We start from the raw sequence: 18105 nt of genomic DNA on the forward strand, positions 1-18105 counted from the left end.
CGCGCTCACAGGGCCTTGAAGACGTCGACGGCCGGGTCGTGCGCCTGCACGGCGCCGGTGTGGACCTCGTAGAACCAGGCGTGCAGCGTCAGTTGACCGTCCTTCAGCTTCTTGTCGATGTACGGGTACGAGCGCAGCCTGAGCAGCTGCGTCAGGACGTGGCTCTGCACGCCCTCGGACACGGTCGGGTCCTCCACCGTCCCCGTCGGGCGCGGGGTGGCGTGCGCGAGCCAGTCGCGCACGGCCGGTACGGCGTCCAGGTCGTCGCCGCGCACCAGGGCGCCGACGGCGCCGCAGTGCGAGTGCCCGCAGACCACGATGTCGCGGACGCCGAGCACCTCCACGGCGTACTCGATGGTGCACGCCTCGCTGGTGGGGTGCTCGGAGGCGTACGGCGGCACGATGTTGCCCGCGGTGCGCAGCTCGAAGAGCTCGCCCGGGCGGGCGCCGGTGATCAGGGCCGGCACGACCCTGGAGTCGGAGCAGGTGATGAACAGCACCTGCGGGGACTGGCCTTCGGCGAGTTTGGCGAACTCCTCAGGGCGCTGTCCGAACGTACGGGCGTTGTCGATGAGGGGCTGCATGATGTGGTGACTCCTCCTGACGCGCCGTGGGGGGCACGTCGGTGTGGGCAGGAACAGGGTGGGGGAACTGCTCTTCTGCTCGGCTCCCTCAGCAGCGGAAGACCTGAAGTGCCGCCGGGGAGCGCGATGTCGAGGGTCTCGACGGATGCGGGGCGCGGGGCGCCACCGGTTCGCGGGCGGACGCCGGGTCCGGGCCCGGCAGGGGGCGCTCGGGGTCCTCGGGCGTGCACGCGGTGTTGACATGACGGTCGCGGGTGCGCAGGGGGCCGGTCGGGTCCCCGGAGAGCCCGCAGTCGCCGTGTGTCGCGGACTCGTCACGCAGTGCCTTGCCGGAGGGCTTTGTTCCGGGCAGGTCCTTGGCCACGGCATGACGGGCCGTGTGCGCGGCTGCGAAGGAAGCGTTCGGAGCGAAGAGCTGGAGGGCGAGCAGGGCGGCGGCGAAGAGGGCCAGGACGGTCCTGGCCGTCGCACCTCGGAACATGCGCCCCCCTCCGTGCTCTTCGTGTCTCTCGTCTCGACCAAGGGATGGTCAACGGCTGGTCAAGAGACACGGTAACCCGGTGATCACGTTTGCAGGGTTAACTTTACGTTTCGAGCTGAAGACAGCCTGAATAGCGCCGGTGGGTTGGCGAGATCTAGTCGGCGGTGACGAGTGTCTTGCCGTCCCGGGCCAGCGCGGTGAGGCGGGATATCGCCCGGAAGTACTTCTTGCGGTAGCCGCCGTTCAGCATCTCCTCGCTGAACAGCCGGTCGAAGGGCAACCCCGAGGCCACGACCGGGACTTCACGGTCGTAGAGCCGGTCCGCGAGCACCACCAGCCGCAGCGCCGTCGCCTGGTCCGGTACCGGCTGGACGTCGGTGAGGCAGACCGCCCGCACGCCGTCGGTGAGCGCGCCGTAGCGGCTGGGGTGCACCTTGGCGAGGTGGTCGAGGAGGCCCGGGAAGCCGTCGAGGGAGGCGCCCTCGGTGGCGTGCGCCGCCCTGGTCACCTGCTCGTCCGAGAACGGCGCCGGAGCCTCGGGCAGACCCCGGTGGCGGTAGTCCTCGCCGTCGATGCGCAGCGGCCGGAAGTGGGCGGACAGGCCCTGGATCTCGCGCAGGAAGTCGGCCGCCGCGAAGCGGCCCTCGCCCAGCTTGCCGGGCAGGGTGTTGGAGGTGGCGGCGAGCGCGACGCCCGCCTCGACCAGCCGGCCGAGCAGGGTCGACACCAGGACGGTGTCGCCGGGGTCGTCCAGCTCGAACTCGTCGATGCACAGCAGACGGTGACCGGAGAGCGTCTTCACCGTCTGCTGGAAGCCCAGCGCGCCGACCAGGTTGGTCAGCTCGACGAAGGTGCCGAACGCCTTGAGCGCGGGCTCCGCCGGGGTGGCGTGCCACAGGGAGGCGAGCAGATGGGTCTTGCCGACGCCGTAACCGCCGTCGAGATAGACACCGCGGGGTCCTGCGGGGGTCTTGGGCGCCTTGGCCTTCCCGAAGCCGAAGAAGCCGCGCTTGCCGCCGCCCGCCGCGTGCGCCCCGCCGAGACCGGCCGCGAAGCCCTCCAGGACCCCTACCGCCTCGGTCTGGCTGGGCTGCTTCGGGTCCGGTATGTAGGTGCTGAAGCGGACCGAGTCGAAGCGTGGCGGGGGCACCATCTCGGCCACCAGCCGTTCCGCGGGGACGTGCGGCGCGCGGGCGCACAGGGACAGCGGGGCCGCGTCGGTGGTGGGACGCAGGCCGGGAGCGGAAGGCGAGGACGACACGGTTACCCATGCTAAGCGTCGTGGAACACTGCACGGCATGCGACGCCTGTTCCCTGTGACCGACCAGACAGCGCCGACCGCCTCCGGGCAGGGGCCCGGTGAGCCGGACGGCGGTGAGTGGAGCCCGGCCCGGCTCGCCGCCGCCTACGCCTATCCGGAGCCCGTCGCCGGGGGGCAGCGGGTGCCGTGGCTGCGGGCCAACATGGTCTCCACACTGGACGGGGCCGCGCAGCACGACGGGAAGTCGCAGCCCATCTCCAACGCCACCGACATGCGGATCTTCGGCACCCTGCGGGCGCTGGCGGACGTGGTGGTCGTCGGTGCCGAAACGGTACGGCAGGAGGGGTACCGGCCCGCCCGGGTGCGCGCGGAGTTCGCGGCGGCGCGGGAGGCGGCCGGGCAGACGCCGGTGCCGGCGATCGCGGTCGTCACCGCCGGGCTCGACCTGGACTTCTCGCTGCCCCTGTTCGCCTCGCCCGAGGTGCCGACGCTGATCCTCACCGGTGCCGCGGCCGCCCCGGACCGGGTGCTGGCCGCGGAGAAGGCGGGCGCCCGGGTGGTGGTCGCCGGGGACGGCGTCGGCGTGGAGCCCGCCCGTGCCGTACAGGCCCTCGGTGAGCTCGGTCACACACGGCTGCTGACCGAGGGTGGGCCGCGGCTGCTGGGGCAGTTGGTGGCGGCGGGGGTGCTGGACGAGCTGTGTCTGACCGTGGCCCCGATGCTCACCGCCGGGGACGCCCAGCGGATCGCCGGGGGGCCGTCGGTCGCGATTCCGCAACGGTTCGCGCTGGCGTCCCTGCTGGAGGAGGAGGGGTTTCTGTTCAGCCGCTACCAGCGGACTTGAAAATCGTTCAGCGGTACGCCCGTCCCGAAAACGGCGGAATCTACCGTTCCGCTTACCGCGCGGCGGGCACACTGAATCTCGCAGTCCCCGTGAGATCACGGGGCAGGATGGTTTCCGCAGAAGGGGCGCCCGGTGTTCACAAGCGTACTGATGATCGAGAAGGCCCTGACGTCCGCAGACGTGGAGTTCGTCACCGGCCTGCACGGGGAGGAGGAGGTCTCCTTCCACGTACTGCTCCAGCCCCGCGGCGACCAGGCCGACCGCCTGCTGCGGGCCATCGACGACGTCGCCCTCGGCGAGCTGGACGAGGCCACGCGCGAGGGGCTGACCCCGGAGGGGGAGGAGGCGAAGAGCTTCGGGGAGCGGGCGCTGGCGGTGTCCCTGCAGGCGCTGACGGCGGCCGGCAGCGCGGCGGAGGGCAGACTGATCGAGGACCATCCGCTGGACGCGCTGAAGTCCCTCGTGGAGGAGATCGGCGCGGACGAGGTGATCGTGCTGACCGACCCCCACTACGTGGAGGAGTTCTTCCACCGCGACTGGGCGTCCCGGGCCCGCCACAAGGTGGGCGTCCCGGTCCTGAAGCTGTTCTCCCACAGCAAGGTCTGAGGCAGGCCCCCGGCTAGGCTGACCCCCGTCGCTTCGTCGTACTGCCGCGTACTACCGCTACCTACCGCTACTGGAGAACTTGCATGGCACCCGGTCTCCCCGCCTCCCTGGAACGTCCGCACTTCATCGGGATCGGCGGGGCCGGGATGTCCGGGATCGCCAAGATCCTCGCCCAGCGCGGGGCGAAGGTCGCGGGCAGCGACGCCAAGGACTCCGAGACCGGGGCGGCCCTGCGCGCGCTCGGGGTGACCGTGCACATCGGGCACGCGGCGGAGCACCTCGCCGACGACGCCAGCTGTGTCGTCGTCTCCTCGGCGATCCGCAAGGACAACCCGGAGCTGGTGCGCGCCGCGGAGCTGGGCGTCCCGGTCGTCCACCGCTCCGACGCCCTCGCCGCCGTGATGGACGGGCTGCGGCCGATCGCCGTGGCCGGCACCCACGGCAAGACGACCACCACCTCCATGCTGGCCGTCTCGCTGTCCGCGCTGGGCCTTCGCCCCTCGTACGCGATCGGCGGCGACCTGGACGCGCCCGGCTCCAACGCCCTGCACGGCGAGGGGGAGATCTTCGTCGCGGAGGCGGACGAATCGGACCGCAGCTTCCACAAGTACGCGCCCGAGGTGGCGATCGTGCTGAACGTGGAGCTCGACCACCACGCCAACTACGCGTCCATGGACGAGATCTACGAGTCCTTCGAGACCTTCGCCGGCAAGATCGTGCCCGGCGGCACCCTGGTGATCTCCGCCGACCACGAGGGGGCCCGGGAGCTGACCCGTCGGCTGGCCGGCTCGGTCCGGACGGTGACGTACGGCGAGGCCGAGGACGCCGACGTGCGGGTCCTCTCCGTCGTCGCCCAGGGCCTGAAGAGCGAGGTCACCGTCGAACGGGACGGCTCGCCGCTCACCTTCACCGTCTCCGTGCCCGGAAAGCACTACGCCCACAACGCGGTCGCCGCCCTCGCCGCCGGTGTCGCGCTGGGCGTCCCCGCCGCCGAGCTGGCGTCCGCCCTCGCCGCGTACACCGGGGTCAAGCGGCGGCTGCAGCTCAAGGGCGAGGCGGCCGGCGTGCAGGTGATCGACTCCTACGCCCACCACCCGACGGAGATGACGGCCGACCTGGAGGCGATGCGCGCCGCGGCGGGCGAGGCCCGGATCCTGGTCGTCTTCCAGCCGCACCTGTTCTCCCGGACGCAGGAACTCGGCAAGGAGATGGGACAGTCGCTCGCGCTCGCGGACGCCTCCGTGGTCCTCGACATCTACCCGGCCCGCGAGGACCCGGTCCCCGGTGTGACGAGCGAGCTGATCATCGAGGCCGCGCGGGCGGCGGGCGCCGACGTGACGGCGGTGCACGACAAGGCCGAGGTGCCGGACGTGGTCGCGGGAATGGCGAGGGCCGGTGATCTCGTTCTCACCATGGGCGCGGGCGACGTCACCGACCTCGGCCCGCGCATCCTGGACCGTCTCGCGAACTAAGGGGCTGAGCTTCATGTCGTACGACGTCGACAAGCCGGACGAGCAGTGGCGTGCGGAGCTGACTCCGGCCGAGTACGCGGTCCTGCGGCAGGCCGCCACGGAGCCGGCCTTCACCGGTGAGTACACGGACACCAAGACCAGGGGCGTCTACTCCTGCCGCGCCTGCGGTGCCGAACTGTTCACCTCCACCACCAAGTTCGAGTCCCACTGTGGCTGGCCGTCCTTCTACGACCCGAAGGACACCGACGCGGTGGAGCTGATCGAGGACCGCTCGCACGGGATGGTGCGCACCGAGGTGCGGTGCGCCCGCTGCGGGTCGCACCTCGGGCACGTGTTCGAGGGTGAGGGGTATCCGACCCCGACGGACCAGCGGTACTGCATCAACAGCATCTCCCTGCGGCTCACGCCCGACGAGGCCTGAGCCGGAACCCGCCGACGGGTTCCGGCTCGTGGTGCCGGCCGGGGTACCGTGACCGGCGTGCCACCGGAGCCCATCAGCGTCGACGCGCCGGGCGGCATCGCGCGTCCGCTGCTCACCCAGTCCTGGCTCGACCTCGCGTTTCTGCACTGGGCCGCGGACCCCGCCGACGTGGCCCCGCTGCTGCCCGCCGGGACCGTCCCGGACACCCTGGACGGGGTCACCTACGTCGGGCTGGTCGCGTTCCGGATGCACCGGGTCGGCTGGTTCCGGCTCCCGGGCGTGCCCTGTCTGGGGACCTTCCCCGAGACCAACGTGCGGCTGTACTCGGTGGACGGGCACGGGCGGCGGGGCGTGGTCTTCCGGTCGCTGGACGCCTCCCGGCTGCTGCCGGTGGCCGTGGCGCGGATCGGGTTCCGTATGCCGTACGTGTGGTCCCGGATGAGTGTCCGCGCCGACGGCGACACCGTGTCCTACACCAGCACCCGGCGCCGGCCCGGCCCGCGCGGCGCGCACAGCCGCATCACCGTGCGGGTGGGGGAACGGATCGGGGAGCCGACGCAGTTGGAGCACTTCCTCACCGCGCGCTGGGGTATGCACGGCACGTTCTTCGGCCGGCCGATGTACCTGCCGAACGCCCACCCGCGCTGGTCCCTGCACCGGGCCGAGCTGCTGGAGTGCGCGGAGGACCTGGTGGCCGCGGCGGGGCTGCCGGCGCCGGAGGGCGAGCCGGTGAGCGTGCTGTACTCACCCGGCGTCCCGGCCCGCTTCGGCCGGCCCGCCCGCCCGGCGGGCATCCCGACGCCGTGAGCGGGCCGAAGGCCGGTGACGGGAACCCGCCCGCCCGGCGGGCATCCCGACGCCGTGAGCGGGCCGAAGGCCGGTGACGGGAACCCGCCCGCCCGGCGGGCATCCCGACGCCGTGAGCGGGCCGAAGGCCAGTGACGGGAACCCGCCCGGCTCACAGCACCTTTCGCTGCACCAGCGCCGACAGCACCAGCGCGCCCGGCAGCAGCGGCAGCCACACCGTCAGCACGCGGTAGCCGATCAGGGTCGCCGCGGCCAGGTCCACCGGGGCGCCGAGCGCCGACAGCGTGAACACCATCGCCGCGTCCACCGGACCGATGCCGCCCGGCGCGGGCACCGCGCCGACCGCGCTGCTGGCAGCGAGGAACGCGAACGCGACCTGCGCCCAGGACAGCGTCAGCCCCAGCGAGGCGCCGACCGCGTGGATCACGCTCGCCTGGAGCAGCGGCGCGGCGGCCGCCCCGCCCCACAGGGCGAGCACCCGCGACGGGCGGCTGTGCAGCAGCCGTACGTCGGTCAGGGCGGAGCGCACGCCGTTCAGCAGCGGTCGGCGCAGCGGTCGTACGGTCGTGACGAGGACGCCGGTGACGGCGAGGCCGGCGGTGGCGCCGGCGACGATCATCAGCAGCGTCCGCCCGTCCGGGGCGAGCCCGTCGAGGCCCAGCAGATCGGGGAAGGCGAGCAGGAAGACGAGCAGCACCGCGGTCTTCGCGATCGGCCGGACCAGGGAGTACAGGGCGAGGGAGGCGGTGGCGCGGGCGAACGGGATGCCGCGACGCACCAGGAAGCGCAGGGTGACGGCGTGTGCGCCGAGACTCGCCGGCAGCACGTGGTTGGCGGCGCCGGCCGCGAACTGCGAGGCGATCAGCAGCCCGGGCGGCAGCCGCTCGGGCAGGGCGCCCTGCCGTACGCAGGCAGAGGAGAGCCAGCACAGGCAGGTGAAGAAGAACGCCACCAGCAGCCATCCCGGGTCGGCGGAGCCGAGTCGCGCGGTCCCGTCCCGCAGCGTCCGCCAGTCGACGACCGCCCAGACGGCGATCAGCAGCAGGGGGAGGAGGACGAGGGCACGCCGGGTAATGGTGGCGAGTGGACGGCGGCGAGCGGGGGAGTCCGTGGACTCGTCCGCGGAGGGCGGCCGCAGGAGGGCCGACACGGCCGCGGTGAGGGCGGGGCGGCGCGCGGTCGGGGCCGCGCAGGCCGGCGGGGAACCGGCCGGGGTGGCCGGGGTGGCCGGGGTGAGCGTCGCGGGCGTGGCCGCGGGGGACGGTACGGCGGGGCACAGGGCCGGTGCCGTCTCGGTGGTGGCGTCGAGCGGGAGCAGGGACACGGCGCACGTCGTCCTTTCACGGCACGTCCGGCGGCCGGGTGCGGAGCGCGGGCGTGACGGGTGCGGGGCGAGGCAGGAGGGGACGCCGGAACCGTTCCCGTCCGGTGTGACGCCATGGTGTCCGGGAGCGGAAGGGGCGGGGGCGGGTGGACGACGGGGCAGACGTGGCCGCTTTCCGGCCATGGGGGCTTCCGTCGACCTCCCAGGCTCTATCTCTGCCACCCGTCCGTGGCGGCGAAACCCGCTGCGCACGTTGTCCTCGGCGCCGACCTGCGGTGATGTGCGCGACAGCACACGGCGTAGATGAATCAATCATCCAGCAAAGGGTTGACTTCCGGCTGAGCGAGTCAGAAGAATTCCAGAGGTGACCTCCCCGCACGTCCGCGAGACCCAGCCCCCGTCTCCCGTCTCCTCCGACCTGGACGAGGCCGTCCACCGCTGTCTCGTCGCCGGCTTCGAGGGCACCACGACCTTCCCCGACACCCTCAAGCGCCTGATCGACCGCGGTCTCGGCGGCGTCATCCTGTTCACCCGCAACGTCCGCGACGCCGAGCAGGTCCGCGAGCTGACCAACGCGCTGCGCGCGATCCGCCCCGACCTGCTGGTGGCCATCGACAACGAGGGCGGCGGCATCGGCCACCTGGTCGCCGCCGGCGCCCCCGAGGTCCCCGGCAGCTACGCCCTCGGCGTCGTCGACGACCCGAACCTCACCGCCCGCTGCGCCGACGCCCTCGCCGGGCACCTCGCCACCCTCGGCATCACCGCCTCGTACGCCCCGGTCGCCGACCTCCAGCACCAGCCGCTGAACCCGATCGTGCGCACCCGGTCCTTCGGCGCCGACCCCGAGCTGGCCGCCCGCCATCTGCGGGCCTGGATCGGCGCCACCGAGGCCCGCGGCATCGCCTCCTGCGCCAAGCACTTCCCCGGCCACGGCGGCACCGAGACCGACAGCCACCACGACCTGGCCGTGGACCCGAGGCCGGGTGACGAACTGCGCGCCGACCTCGAACCGTTCCGCGCGGCCGTCGCCGCCGGCGTGCCGATGCTGATGAGCGCGCACGTCGTCTACCCGGCGCTGGACGCGAACCGTCCCGCCACTCTCAGCCGCCGCATCCTGGGCGACGTCCTCCGCCTGGACCTCGGTTTCGAAGGCGTCCTGGTCAGTGACGCCCTGGAGATGAAGGCCATCGCGGGACGCTACGGCGAGGCCGCCGGCGCCCGTATCGCGCTCGCCGCGGGGGCCGACCAGGTCATCGTCGCCGTACCGGACCTGGAGGTCACGCTCGCCTGCCGGGACGAGGTCCTGGACGCCCTGCACTCCCGGCGGCTGTCCGAGGAGCGGGTCTGGGAGGCGGCCGGGCGGGTACGGCGGCTCGCCGAGCGCTACGCGGCCCCCGGCGCCGGGCCGGTCGCGAGCTGGGACTCCGGGGCCGGGCTCGAGGCGGCCCGCCGCGCGGTGCACGCCCGGCCCGTGCCGGCACCCGTGCGCGGCGCCCATGTCGTCGACCTCTTCCCGCCCCCGCACCCCGCCCTCAACTGGGGCGGCGAGGACCTGCTCACCGAGGTGCGCGCCCTCGACCCCACCGCCTGCGGTACGGCCGTCAGCGGCGAGCCCAGCGACCCCGCCGCCCTCGCCGACGGCATCCTGCGCGTGTCCCGGGGCGCCCCGCTGGTCGTGGCCACCTGCGACGCCGGACTGCACCCCTGGCAGGCCCGGCTCCGCGACGCCCTGCTGACCCGGCGCCCGGACGCGGTACGCGTGGACACCGGGCTGCCGGAGGGCGGGGACGTCCTCTCGTACGGACGGGGCCGGGTCAATCTGCGGGCGGTCGCGGAGGTGCTGGCCGCCGAGTGCTGAGGCCGGGCGGCTACGGCCGTACGGTCCTCACGATCCCGCGTGCCGCCAGGTACGCGGGATCGTGGGCCCGTTCGGCCAGGATCACGGCCGGGCGCTCGCCCTGCGCGCGCAGCCGCATCCATGCCTCGAAGTACGCGCCTCCCGGACCGGAGACGGAACGGGTGGCGGGCGTGCAGTCCAACACCAGGGCGGTGGTGCGCGCTTGGGGGGACGGGGGCTGGGCGCGCAGGTCCGCGACCGTCTCCGCCAGGGCCTCGGCGATCGGCTTCGGCCGGCCCGCCGAGTCGAACAGGCCCAGGGTGTACTCCAGTTCCGGATAGTCGGCCAGGGACCGGTCCACGTCGTGCGAGCACCACCAGGTCACGCCCCACAGGTCCGTGCACCCGGCCGCGTTGAGCACGGTGGCGCGGGCGAAGTGCGGGGCGTCGGCGGCCGGGATGTGCGGCTCGGGGGCGCCCGTCTCCTGGACCCACACCGGGCGGGACGGATCCTCGGCGTACGCCTTGGCCAGCTCCGTGCCGTACTCGGCGAGATGCAGCACCTCGAAGGAGCCGGAGCCGTACCGGCCCGCGCAGTTCGCGGAGAACACCCAGGGGTGGACGGTCGTCAGGTCGCCCTTGCGGGCCGAGGCCTGAGGCGTGAAGGGGTGGTCGTCGCCGTACCAGGCGGCATCGTAGGCGGAGTGGGTGGTGAGCCGCCCGGGACCCAGGCCCTCCCGGGCCGCCGTCAGCAGCGTGTCGAGGTAGCGGTCGACCTCCTCGGCCGTCACCGGGTTGTGCTCGACCAGGTTGTTGAGCTCGTTGCCGAGCTGGAGGCCGAGGAGGTTCGGGCGGTCGGCGAGGGCGCGGCCGAGGGTGCGCAGGAGTTCGGCCTGCGCCTCGACCGCCTCCGGGTCGGTGAAGACGTTGCGGTGGTGCCAGCTGCGGGTCCACTCCGGGTAGAAGTCGAAGCTCGACAGGTGTCCCTGCACGCCGTCGACCATGACGTCCAGACCGGCCTCGGCCGCGAGGTCCACGAGCCGCACCAGCTGGTCGACGGCGGCCGTGCGGATGAGCCTGCGGTTGGGCTGGAGCAGCGGCCACAGGTGGAAGACGCGGACGTGGTCCAGGCCGAGGCCGGCTATCTGGGCCAGGTCCTCGCGGGCGTGGTCCGGGTCGAAGTCGTACCAGGAGTGGAACCAGCCGCGGCGGGGCGTGTAGTTGACGCCGAAGCGGAGTGCGGGGATGGGATCCTCCTCGGGGCGGGGCCGGTCCCCGGTGCGGGACTCGTCCGTGGGACGGGGCTTGTCCTCGCTGAATGTATCAACCACCATGGTCGGTAATGAATAGCGATTTGAACCAAGCTTTCGGTGAGACGGGGCCGGGGCCGGCTCCGGGGCCCGTCGCGGCGGAGGCGGCGCTGGTCGTCGGGCTGGACGCGGGCGGTACGCGGACGCGGGCCGTCCTCGCCGCCGCGGACGACGGGCGGCTGCTCGGGGAGGGGGCCGGCGGGCCGGGGAACGCCCTCACCGTGCCGCCGGCGCGACTGACCGCGCATCTCGCCGAGGCCGTGGCCCGTGCGGTGCCGGAAGCCGCGCGGGGGCGGGTCGTCGCCGTGGCGGGCGGGTTCGCGGGGGCGACCGGGTCCGACGAGGCCGACCCGGGGCGGGTCAACGCCCTGACCGCCCTCACCGCCGCGCTCCGCGAGGTCGGCATCGGTACGGGCAGGCTCGCCGTCAGCAGTGACATCGAGGCCGCCTTCGCCTCGGCGCCCGGCGCCCCGGCCGACGGGCTCGCCCTCGTCGCCGGCACCGGCGCGGTCGCCATGCGCATCACCGACCGCCACGCCACCACCACGGTCGACGGCGACGGCTGGCTCCTCGGCGACGAGGGCAGTGGCTTCTGGATCGGCCGAGAGGCGGTACGCGCCGCGTTGCGAATGGCCGACGGGAGGGGCGGCGCGACAACACTGACGCTGGCGGTGGGCCGGGCACTGGGGGTACCGGGGGATGTGCTCCCGGGGGAGGGGGGCGGCGCGGCGAGCGGGGGTCTCGGCGGCGGCAGTCTGCGGGTTGGGGCTGCGGGCGCTGGCGGGGGTTCGTCGGCTCGCGGAGGGGCTGCGGGCGCTAGCGGGGGTTCGTCGGCTCGCGGAGGGGCTGCGGATGCTGGCGGGGGTTCGTCGGCTCGCGGAGGGGCTGCGGATGCTGGCGGGGGTTCGTCGGCTCGCGGAGGGGCTGCGGATGCTGGCGGGGGCTCGTCGGCTCGCGGAGGGGCTGCGGGCGCTGGCGGGGGCTCGTCGGCTCGCGGAGGGGCTGCGGGCGCTGGCGGGGGTTCGTCGGCTCGCGGTGAGGCCGCGGGCGCCGGCGGGGGTTCCTCGGCTCGCGGTGAGGCCGCGGGCGCAGGGGGCGGGGCTTCGGGTGTGCGGGGCGCGGATATCAGTGCGGGGGGCGGGCCTTCGGGTGTGCGGGGTGGAGGCCCCGGGCTTGCTTGGTCCCGTGCCGGCCGTGAGGCCTTCCGTAGGCAGCTGCTGCCCGCCGTCATGGCCGAGCCCCCCATTCGGCTCGCCCGGCTCGCTCCGCTGGTCGTCGAGGCTGCGCGGGGGAAGGATGCCGTGGCCGAGGCGATTCTCGAGGGGGCCGTCGATCAACTGGTGGTCACCGTGAGCGCGTTGGATCCGCGGCCGGGGGAGCGGGTCGTCGCCACCGGTGGTCTGCTCGGACCCGAAGGCCCCCTGACCGAACCTCTCACCGCACGCCTGCACGCCCTCGGCCTCACCCTCGACTGGGTCCCCGACGGCTGCCGCGGCGCGGTCGCCCTGGCCCGTCTCCTCGTCTGAATCCCCCGACTCCACCCTCGAAAGGACCGGCCGCATGCCGACCCCGGACCCCGCGGCCACCCGCGCCGAACCCCTGAGCCGGACCGTCGCCCACCCCCTCTACCGCGACCCCTCCGCCCCCCTCGACGCCCGTGTCCAGGACCTCCTCGCCCGGATGACCCTCCGGGAGAAGGTCGGGCAGGTCAATCAGCGGATGTACGGATGGGACGCGTACCGCCGTTCCCCCGACGGCGGTCATGAGCTCACCGACGCCCTGTACGCCGAGACCGACCGCTTCGAGGGGCTCGGGGCCCTCTACGGGCTGATGCGGGCCGACGCCTGGTCCGGGGTCGGGTACGGCAGCGGGCCCGGAGCCGAGGACAGCGCCCGTCTCGCCGAGCTGGTGCAGCGGCACGTCGTCGAGCGCAGCCGCCTCGGCATCCCCGCCCTGTTCGTCGAGGAGGTCCCGCACGGCCACATGGCCCTCGACGGCACCGTCCTCCCCGTCAACCTCGCCGTCGGCGCCACCTGGGACCCCGCCCTGTACGAGCGAGCCGCCGCCCACGCCGCCGCCGAACTGCGTGCCCGCGGCGGCCACGTGGCCCTGGTCTCCGCGCTGGACATCTCCCGCGACCCCCGCTGGGGCCGTACCGAGGAGTGCTTCGGTGAGGACCCCCACCTCGCCGCCCGCCTCACCGAGGCGCTGGTGCACGGCATGCAGGGAGATCCCGCCGAGTGCTTCGCCGCGGACAAGGCCCCCGTCGTCCTCAAGCACTTCGCCGGCCAGGGCGCCACCGTCGGCGGCCGCAACTCCGCCGAGTCCCAGCTGGGCCTGCGGGAGCTGCACGAGATCCACCTCCCCGCCGCCCGCGCGGGTGTCCGTGCCGGAGCCGCCGCCGTCATGGCCGCCTACAACGAGGTCGACGGCATGCCGTGTTCGGGCAACCGGTGGCTGCTGACCCAACTCCTCAGGGAGGACTGGGGGTTCCAGGGGCTGGTCATGGCGGACGGGCTCGCCGTCGACCGGCTCGCCCGGATCACCGGCGACCATGTCTCCGCCGGCGCTCTGGCCCTTGACTCCGGGGTGGATCTGAGCCTTTGGGACCGGGGCTTCACGCTGCTGGAGGAGGCGGTCGAGCGCGGTCTGGTGCGCGAGGAGACCCTCGACCGGGCCGTCGCCCGTGTGCTGCGCCTGAAGTTCCGGCTGGGCCTCTTCGAAACGCCGTACACCACGGCCCGGATGCCGGCCGGAGGCGAGGAGCTGAGCAGGGAGGTCGCCCGGGCCGCCGTCACCCTGCTGCGCAACGACGGCGTGCTGCCCGTCGCCGCGAGCGTCTCCCGGATCGCCGTGCTCGGCCCCCAAGCCGCCACCACCGCCCACCAGTTGGGCGACTACACGGCCCCGCAACGCCCCGGCACCGGCAGCAGCGTCCTCGACGCCCTGCGCCGGCTCGCCCCCGCCGGCCTCGACGTCCGCCACGCCCCCGGCTGCTCCCTCACCGGCGCCGATCTCTCGGGCATCCCGGCCGCGATCGCCGAGGCCGCCGCGTCCGACCTCGCCGTGCTGGTGCTGGGCGGCAGCAGCGCACGCGCGCCCGAGACCGAGTTCGACGCCAACGGGGCCGCTCTCCCGGCCACGTCCGAGATGACCTGCGGCGAGGGCGTCGACCTCGCCGGGCTACGGCTGGGGGAGGCGCAGTACGCGCTGCTGGACGCCGTCGTGGCGACGGGCACACCGACCGCGGTCGTGCTGGTCCAGGGGCGCCCCCACCTCGTGCCGGACACCGCCGCCGCCCTGCTCACCGCCTGGTACCCCGGGCCGTGGGGCGGTGACGCGATCGCCGAGGTGCTGCTCGGGCTGACGGACCCGAGGGGTCGCCTGCCGCTCTCCGTGCCCCGCTCGGTGGCCCAACTGCCCGTCTACTACAACCACAAGGACACCGAGTACGGCGGTTACGCCGACGAGAGCGCCGAGCCGCGCTACTCCTTCGGGCACGGGCTGTCGTACACGAGTTTCGACTACGGCACCCCGCGCGTCACGGGGCGCACCGTCGAGGTCGACGTCACCAACACCGGGCCGCGGTACGGGCGTTCCACGGTCCAGGTGTATCTCCGCCGGCTGGTCACCGCCACCTGGCCGCGCACCCTCGAACTGTGCGCGTTCGAGGGTGTCGGCCTGGAGCCGGGCGAGTGCCGCACCCTCGCCCTGCCCATCCCGGAGCTCACCGGCACGGCCGAGATCAGGGTCGCGGCATCCGCCCGGGAAGCGCTCGGCGCCCCGGGTCAGAGCTTGACGGCGCCCGCCGCCACTCCCCGGTAGAACCAGCGCTGGGTGATCACGAACAGCACCAGCACCGGGACGACCGAGATCACCGAGCCGGCCATCACCACCCGCTGGTCGTAACCGAAGGACGAGCTCTGCAGCCGGGACAGGCCCAGCGTCAGCGTCATGTGGCTCTCGGAGCGCAGCACGATCAGCGGCCACAGGAAGTCGTCCCAGGCGCTGATGAAGGTGTTGATGGTGACCACCATGATCGCGCCCCAGGCGGAGGGGAGGTAGAGGTGGCGGAAGCGCTGCCACTCGTTGGCCCCGTCCAGCATCGCCGAGTCCTCGATCTCGCGCGGGACCGCGAGGAACGCGCCGCGCATCAGCAGGACGTTGATGGCGCCGACGAAGCCGGGCAGCCAGACGCCCGCCAGGTTGTCGACCAGGCCCAGGTCCCGGATGCTCAGGAACAGCGACACCATGATCGACTCGAAGGGGAACATCATGGAGGCGACCAGCACCACCCAGACCGCCTTGCGGCCCTTCCAGCCGGGCTTGGAGAGCATGTAGCCGGCCGTGGTGGAGAACACCAGCTGGCTCGTGACGGACAAGGCCACCACGATCAGGCTGTTGCGGATGTACGTCGCCACCGGGACCTGGTCGAAGACCTCGCGGTAGGCACGCAGGGTGGGATGGTGGGGCAGGAGGGAGGCGTTCGCGCCGAACACGTCCTCGCCCACGCCCTTCAGCGAGGCCAGGAACTGCCACAGCAGCGGACCGACCGTGATGCCCAGCACGAGCAGCAACAGCAGGTAGCGGACGACCAGTTCACGGGGACGGCCGTAGTCCCGCCAGCGGGGCACAAGGCGCCGGGGCTTGTCGAGGGCGGTCGTCATGCCTCGTCCTCCTTCGTCAGGCGCTGCGCCAGCAGGGTCAGGCCGAGGGTCAGCACGAACAGGGCGACGCTGACCGCGGAGCCGTAGCCGGCGTTGCCGGTGATCGGGTCCAGGCCGACGTCGCGGATGTAGAACGGCAGGGTGCGGTCGGCGCCGCCGGGGCCGCCGGTGGAACTGCCCAGCATGAAGATCTCGGTGAAGACCCTGAGGCAGCCGATGCCGGTGAGCGTGCCGACCAGCATCATGGCCTGCCGCACGCCCGGCACGGTGATGTGCCAGAAGCGGCGGACCGTGCCCGCGCCGTCCATCTGCGCCGCCTCGTGCAGCTCCTTGGGGACGTTCCCGAGGGCGGCCAGGTAGAAGATCATGTACCAGCCGAGGCCCTTCCACAGCGTGAGGCCCATCGCCGACAGCAGGATCAGCCAGGAGTCCGACAGAAACGGGATGGCCGACTTGATCAAGTGGGCCTTCTGCAGCCAGGTGTTGACCAGTCCGTCGTCCGCCAGCAGCCACTGCCAGCTCAGGCCCACGACCACGCTGGAGGCGAGGACGGGCGTGTAGAAGGCGGAGCGGAAGAACCCGATGCCGGGGAGGTTCCTCTCCACCAGGACGGCCAGCATCAGCGGCAGGAACACCATCAGCGGGACGACGATCACGGCGTACAGGACGCTGTTGCGGGTCGCCAGCCAGAAGTCCGAGTCGCCCAGCATCCGGCGGTAGTTGTCCAGCCCGACGAAGCTCGCCGCCCCGCCCAGCGGCTTGGCGTTCGTGAACGACAGGACGACGGTGTTGAGGAACGGGAACACGCCGAAGACGACCGCGCAGCCGATCGCCGGGGCGGTCCACAGCCAGGGCAGCCACCAACGCCGGTACAGGGCCGCTCCGTTGGCGCCCGCGGCGGGGCCGGGCAGCACGGCCCTCATGACGCGCCGGGCACGGGACGGGGCCGTGCCCGGCGCGGGGGCGATGCCCTCCGCGCCGGACACGGACACCGGCTTCGCGGTCTGGGTCGCCACCATCAACCCGCCTGCTTCAGCAGCTCGTCGGCCTTGGCCTGCGCGTCCTTGACGGCCTGCGCGGGGCTCTTCTTGCCCTGCATGGCCAGCTGCACCTGCCCCACGATCGCGTTCTGCACGGCCGGGGAGAGGTTGGTCTGGTTGGTGTCGGCCGTCTTGAGCTGGTCGGCGACGAGCTTGCGCGCCTGGGAGAAGGGATCACTGCCGGTCACGTTCTGGAAGAACGGGTCGTCGAGCGAGGCGGTCGTCGTCGGGAAGATGACGACGTCCGGGTCCTTGCACCAGGCCGTCTGGTTCTGGGCGTTGGTGAGGTACTCCGCGAAGGACAGCGCCACCGGCGCGTGCTTGCTGGTCGCGGCGACCGATATGTACTGCGGGGCGCCGGCGGAGGCGCGGCCGAGTGCGTCGTAGGGCTGCTGGCCGACGGCCGTCTTCGCGTAGACGGAGGGGCTGTTCTGCTTCACGAACCTGACGAAGCTCGGGTTCGTCGAGCCGTACGCCACCTTGCCCTGGCTGTAGAGCGTGGACGGGTCGTTGCTGGAGGACAGCGAGTCCTTCGGCATCGCGCCCTCCTTGTACAGCTTCGCCATCCAGGCCACCCACTGGGTGGTCCTCGGGTCGTCGGCGAAGACCGCGGACTTGCCGTCGGCGGAGAGCGTCTTGATGTTCATCTGGTCCCAGTCGGCGGGGATGCGCCAGATCGGGTTCGCCATCGTCGCGTAGTACGTGCCCTTGGCCGCCTTGGCGATCTTCTCGTAGTCGGCGAACAGCCCGAAGATCGTCGTCGGCGGCTTGGCCGGGTCGATGCCGGCCTGGTCCAGCAGGTCCTTGTTGTACGTCAGCAGGACACCGCCGGTGTACCAGGGGAGCGTGGTGTGGATCGCCTTGCCGGAGGCGTCCTCGAAGGTGGCCGACTTCCAGAAGGAGGGGACGAACGGCCCCGCGGCCCCCGGGTCCTTCACGCCCAGGTTCATCAGGTAGCCGGCCTTGGTGAGGGCGGTCGCGGTCGGGGCGTTGACGTTGATGACGTCCGGCAACGTGCAGGCCTGCGCGTCGGCGACCGTGCGCTGGGTGAAGGTGTTGTCGCCCGGGTCGTCGATCCACTTGACCTCGGCTCCGGGGTGGGCCTTCTCGAAGGACGCGATCACTCCGTTGAAGAACTTCCCGAAGTCTTTCTTCAGGTTGGTCGTCTGGAAGGTGATCCGGCCCTTGACGTCACCCGTCAGCTTCCCGGACCCGACGTTGCCCTTGTCGACCTTGCAGCCCCCGGCGGTGGAGTCACCCCCGGAGGAGCCGCCGGAGAGGCCGCAGCCGGCGGCCGTCAGCGTCAGGGCGATGATTCCCGCCACGGATGCGGTGAGTCTTCCAGCGCGCATGTCCACCCTCCTGGGACCAGCCGCGGTGGCTGGTTCAATCAACCAACTTCGACTCCGATTGATGAAAAGGTGGACCAGAATTCATCGGAGGTCAATGGGT

Annotated in this window: 16 protein-coding genes and 1 pseudogene; 9 read left to right on the top strand and 8 right to left on the bottom strand. The window is 72.8% G+C overall.

Annotated elements, in window-relative coordinates; all coding sequences use genetic code 11:
* Positions 1-5: 5 nt before the first annotated feature.
* The 3 genes from MKW14_RS10715 to zapE form a co-directional block, all read right to left on the bottom strand.
* Positions 6-584 (bottom strand): carbonic anhydrase, encoded by a 579-nt coding sequence (locus MKW14_RS10715; protein ID WP_240861537.1) that lies wholly within the window; start codon positions 582-584, stop codon positions 6-8.
* 88 nt (positions 585-672) lie between these two features.
* On the bottom strand, positions 673-1065 hold the full coding sequence (locus tag MKW14_RS10720; protein WP_240861540.1) for a hypothetical protein: 393 nt from the start codon (positions 1063-1065) through the stop codon (positions 673-675).
* A gap of 154 nt (positions 1066-1219) precedes the next feature.
* Positions 1220-2326, bottom strand: a complete 1107-nt coding sequence (gene zapE, locus MKW14_RS10725; protein ID WP_240861542.1) for a cell division protein ZapE — start codon at positions 2324-2326, stop codon at positions 1220-1222.
* A 37-nt stretch (positions 2327-2363) separates the two neighbouring features.
* On the opposite strand from zapE, the gene MKW14_RS10730 reads away from it, so the two are divergent.
* The 5 genes from MKW14_RS10730 (at position 2364) to MKW14_RS10750 (ending at position 6476) form a co-directional block, all read left to right on the top strand.
* A complete protein-coding gene (locus MKW14_RS10730; RefSeq protein ID WP_240861545.1) occupies positions 2364-3170 on the top strand; it encodes a pyrimidine reductase family protein in 807 nt (268 codons plus the stop codon).
* Positions 3171-3302: 132 nt separating this feature from the next.
* Positions 3303-3776: an indole-3-glycerol phosphate synthase gene (locus MKW14_RS10735; RefSeq protein ID WP_240861546.1), complete on the top strand. Its 474-nt coding sequence runs from the start codon at positions 3303-3305 to the stop codon at positions 3774-3776.
* 83 nt (positions 3777-3859) lie between these two features.
* Complete coding sequence (murC, locus tag MKW14_RS10740; RefSeq protein ID WP_240861549.1) at positions 3860-5248, top strand: UDP-N-acetylmuramate--L-alanine ligase; 1389 nt, start codon at positions 3860-3862, stop codon at positions 5246-5248.
* A 13-nt stretch (positions 5249-5261) separates the two neighbouring features.
* On the top strand, positions 5262-5669 hold the full coding sequence (msrB, locus tag MKW14_RS10745; protein ID WP_240861553.1) for a peptide-methionine (R)-S-oxide reductase MsrB: 408 nt from the start codon (positions 5262-5264) through the stop codon (positions 5667-5669).
* A gap of 57 nt (positions 5670-5726) precedes the next feature.
* Positions 5727-6476 carry a YqjF family protein gene (locus MKW14_RS10750; protein WP_240861555.1) on the top strand — a complete coding sequence of 250 codons (750 nt, stop codon included), beginning with the start codon at positions 5727-5729 and terminating at the stop codon, positions 6474-6476.
* A gap of 151 nt (positions 6477-6627) precedes the next feature.
* Here the strand turns inward: MKW14_RS10750 and MKW14_RS10755 are convergent, their stop codons facing one another.
* Positions 6628-7800 (bottom strand): lysylphosphatidylglycerol synthase domain-containing protein, encoded by a 1173-nt coding sequence (locus MKW14_RS10755; RefSeq protein WP_240861558.1) that lies wholly within the window; start codon positions 7798-7800, stop codon positions 6628-6630.
* 364 nt (positions 7801-8164) lie between these two features.
* Between MKW14_RS10755 and nagZ the strand changes: the two genes are divergently transcribed.
* Complete coding sequence (gene nagZ / locus MKW14_RS10760) at positions 8165-9658, top strand: beta-N-acetylhexosaminidase (protein WP_240861561.1); 1494 nt, start codon at positions 8165-8167, stop codon at positions 9656-9658.
* 10 nt (positions 9659-9668) lie between these two features.
* Here nagZ and MKW14_RS10765 read toward each other — a convergent pair whose 3' ends face one another.
* A complete protein-coding gene (locus MKW14_RS10765) occupies positions 9669-10970 on the bottom strand; it encodes a glycoside hydrolase 5 family protein (RefSeq protein ID WP_240861565.1) in 1302 nt (433 codons plus the stop codon).
* Positions 10971-10978: 8 nt separating this feature from the next.
* Here MKW14_RS10765 and MKW14_RS10770 point away from each other — a divergent pair.
* The 3 genes and pseudogenes from MKW14_RS10770 to MKW14_RS10780 form a co-directional block, all read left to right on the top strand.
* Positions 10979-11593: pseudogene (locus tag MKW14_RS10770) on the top strand (BadF/BadG/BcrA/BcrD ATPase family protein); the annotation flags it as partial.
* A gap of 582 nt (positions 11594-12175) precedes the next feature.
* The gene (locus MKW14_RS10775; RefSeq protein WP_240861835.1) at positions 12176-12472 is read left to right on the top strand and encodes a hypothetical protein; all 297 of its coding nucleotides are present in this window, start codon (positions 12176-12178) and stop codon (positions 12470-12472) included.
* Between the two features lie 34 nt (positions 12473-12506).
* Positions 12507-14771 carry a glycoside hydrolase family 3 N-terminal domain-containing protein gene (locus MKW14_RS10780; RefSeq protein ID WP_240861568.1) on the top strand — a complete coding sequence of 755 codons (2265 nt, stop codon included), beginning with the start codon at positions 12507-12509 and terminating at the stop codon, positions 14769-14771.
* Here the strand turns inward: MKW14_RS10780 and MKW14_RS10785 are convergent.
* The 3 genes from MKW14_RS10785 to MKW14_RS10795 are packed head-to-tail and all read right to left on the bottom strand — an operon-like array spanning position 14735 to position 18005.
* On the bottom strand, positions 14735-15613 hold the full coding sequence (locus MKW14_RS10785; RefSeq protein ID WP_240861572.1) for a carbohydrate ABC transporter permease: 879 nt from the start codon (positions 15611-15613) through the stop codon (positions 14735-14737). The genes MKW14_RS10780 and MKW14_RS10785 overlap by 37 nt on opposite strands.
* On the bottom strand, positions 15610-16632 hold the full coding sequence (locus tag MKW14_RS10790) for a carbohydrate ABC transporter permease (protein ID WP_240861576.1): 1023 nt from the start codon (positions 16630-16632) through the stop codon (positions 15610-15612). The genes MKW14_RS10785 and MKW14_RS10790 overlap by 4 nt, the downstream gene beginning before the upstream one ends.
* A complete protein-coding gene (locus MKW14_RS10795) occupies positions 16632-18005 on the bottom strand; it encodes an extracellular solute-binding protein (RefSeq protein ID WP_240861581.1) in 1374 nt (457 codons plus the stop codon). The genes MKW14_RS10790 and MKW14_RS10795 overlap by 1 nt, the downstream gene beginning before the upstream one ends.
* Between the last annotated feature and the right edge of the window lie 100 nt (positions 18006-18105).

This window comes from Streptomyces gilvus, assembly GCF_022513565.1.
Taxonomy (GTDB): Bacteria; Actinomycetota; Actinomycetes; order Streptomycetales; family Streptomycetaceae; genus Streptomyces; species Streptomyces gilvus.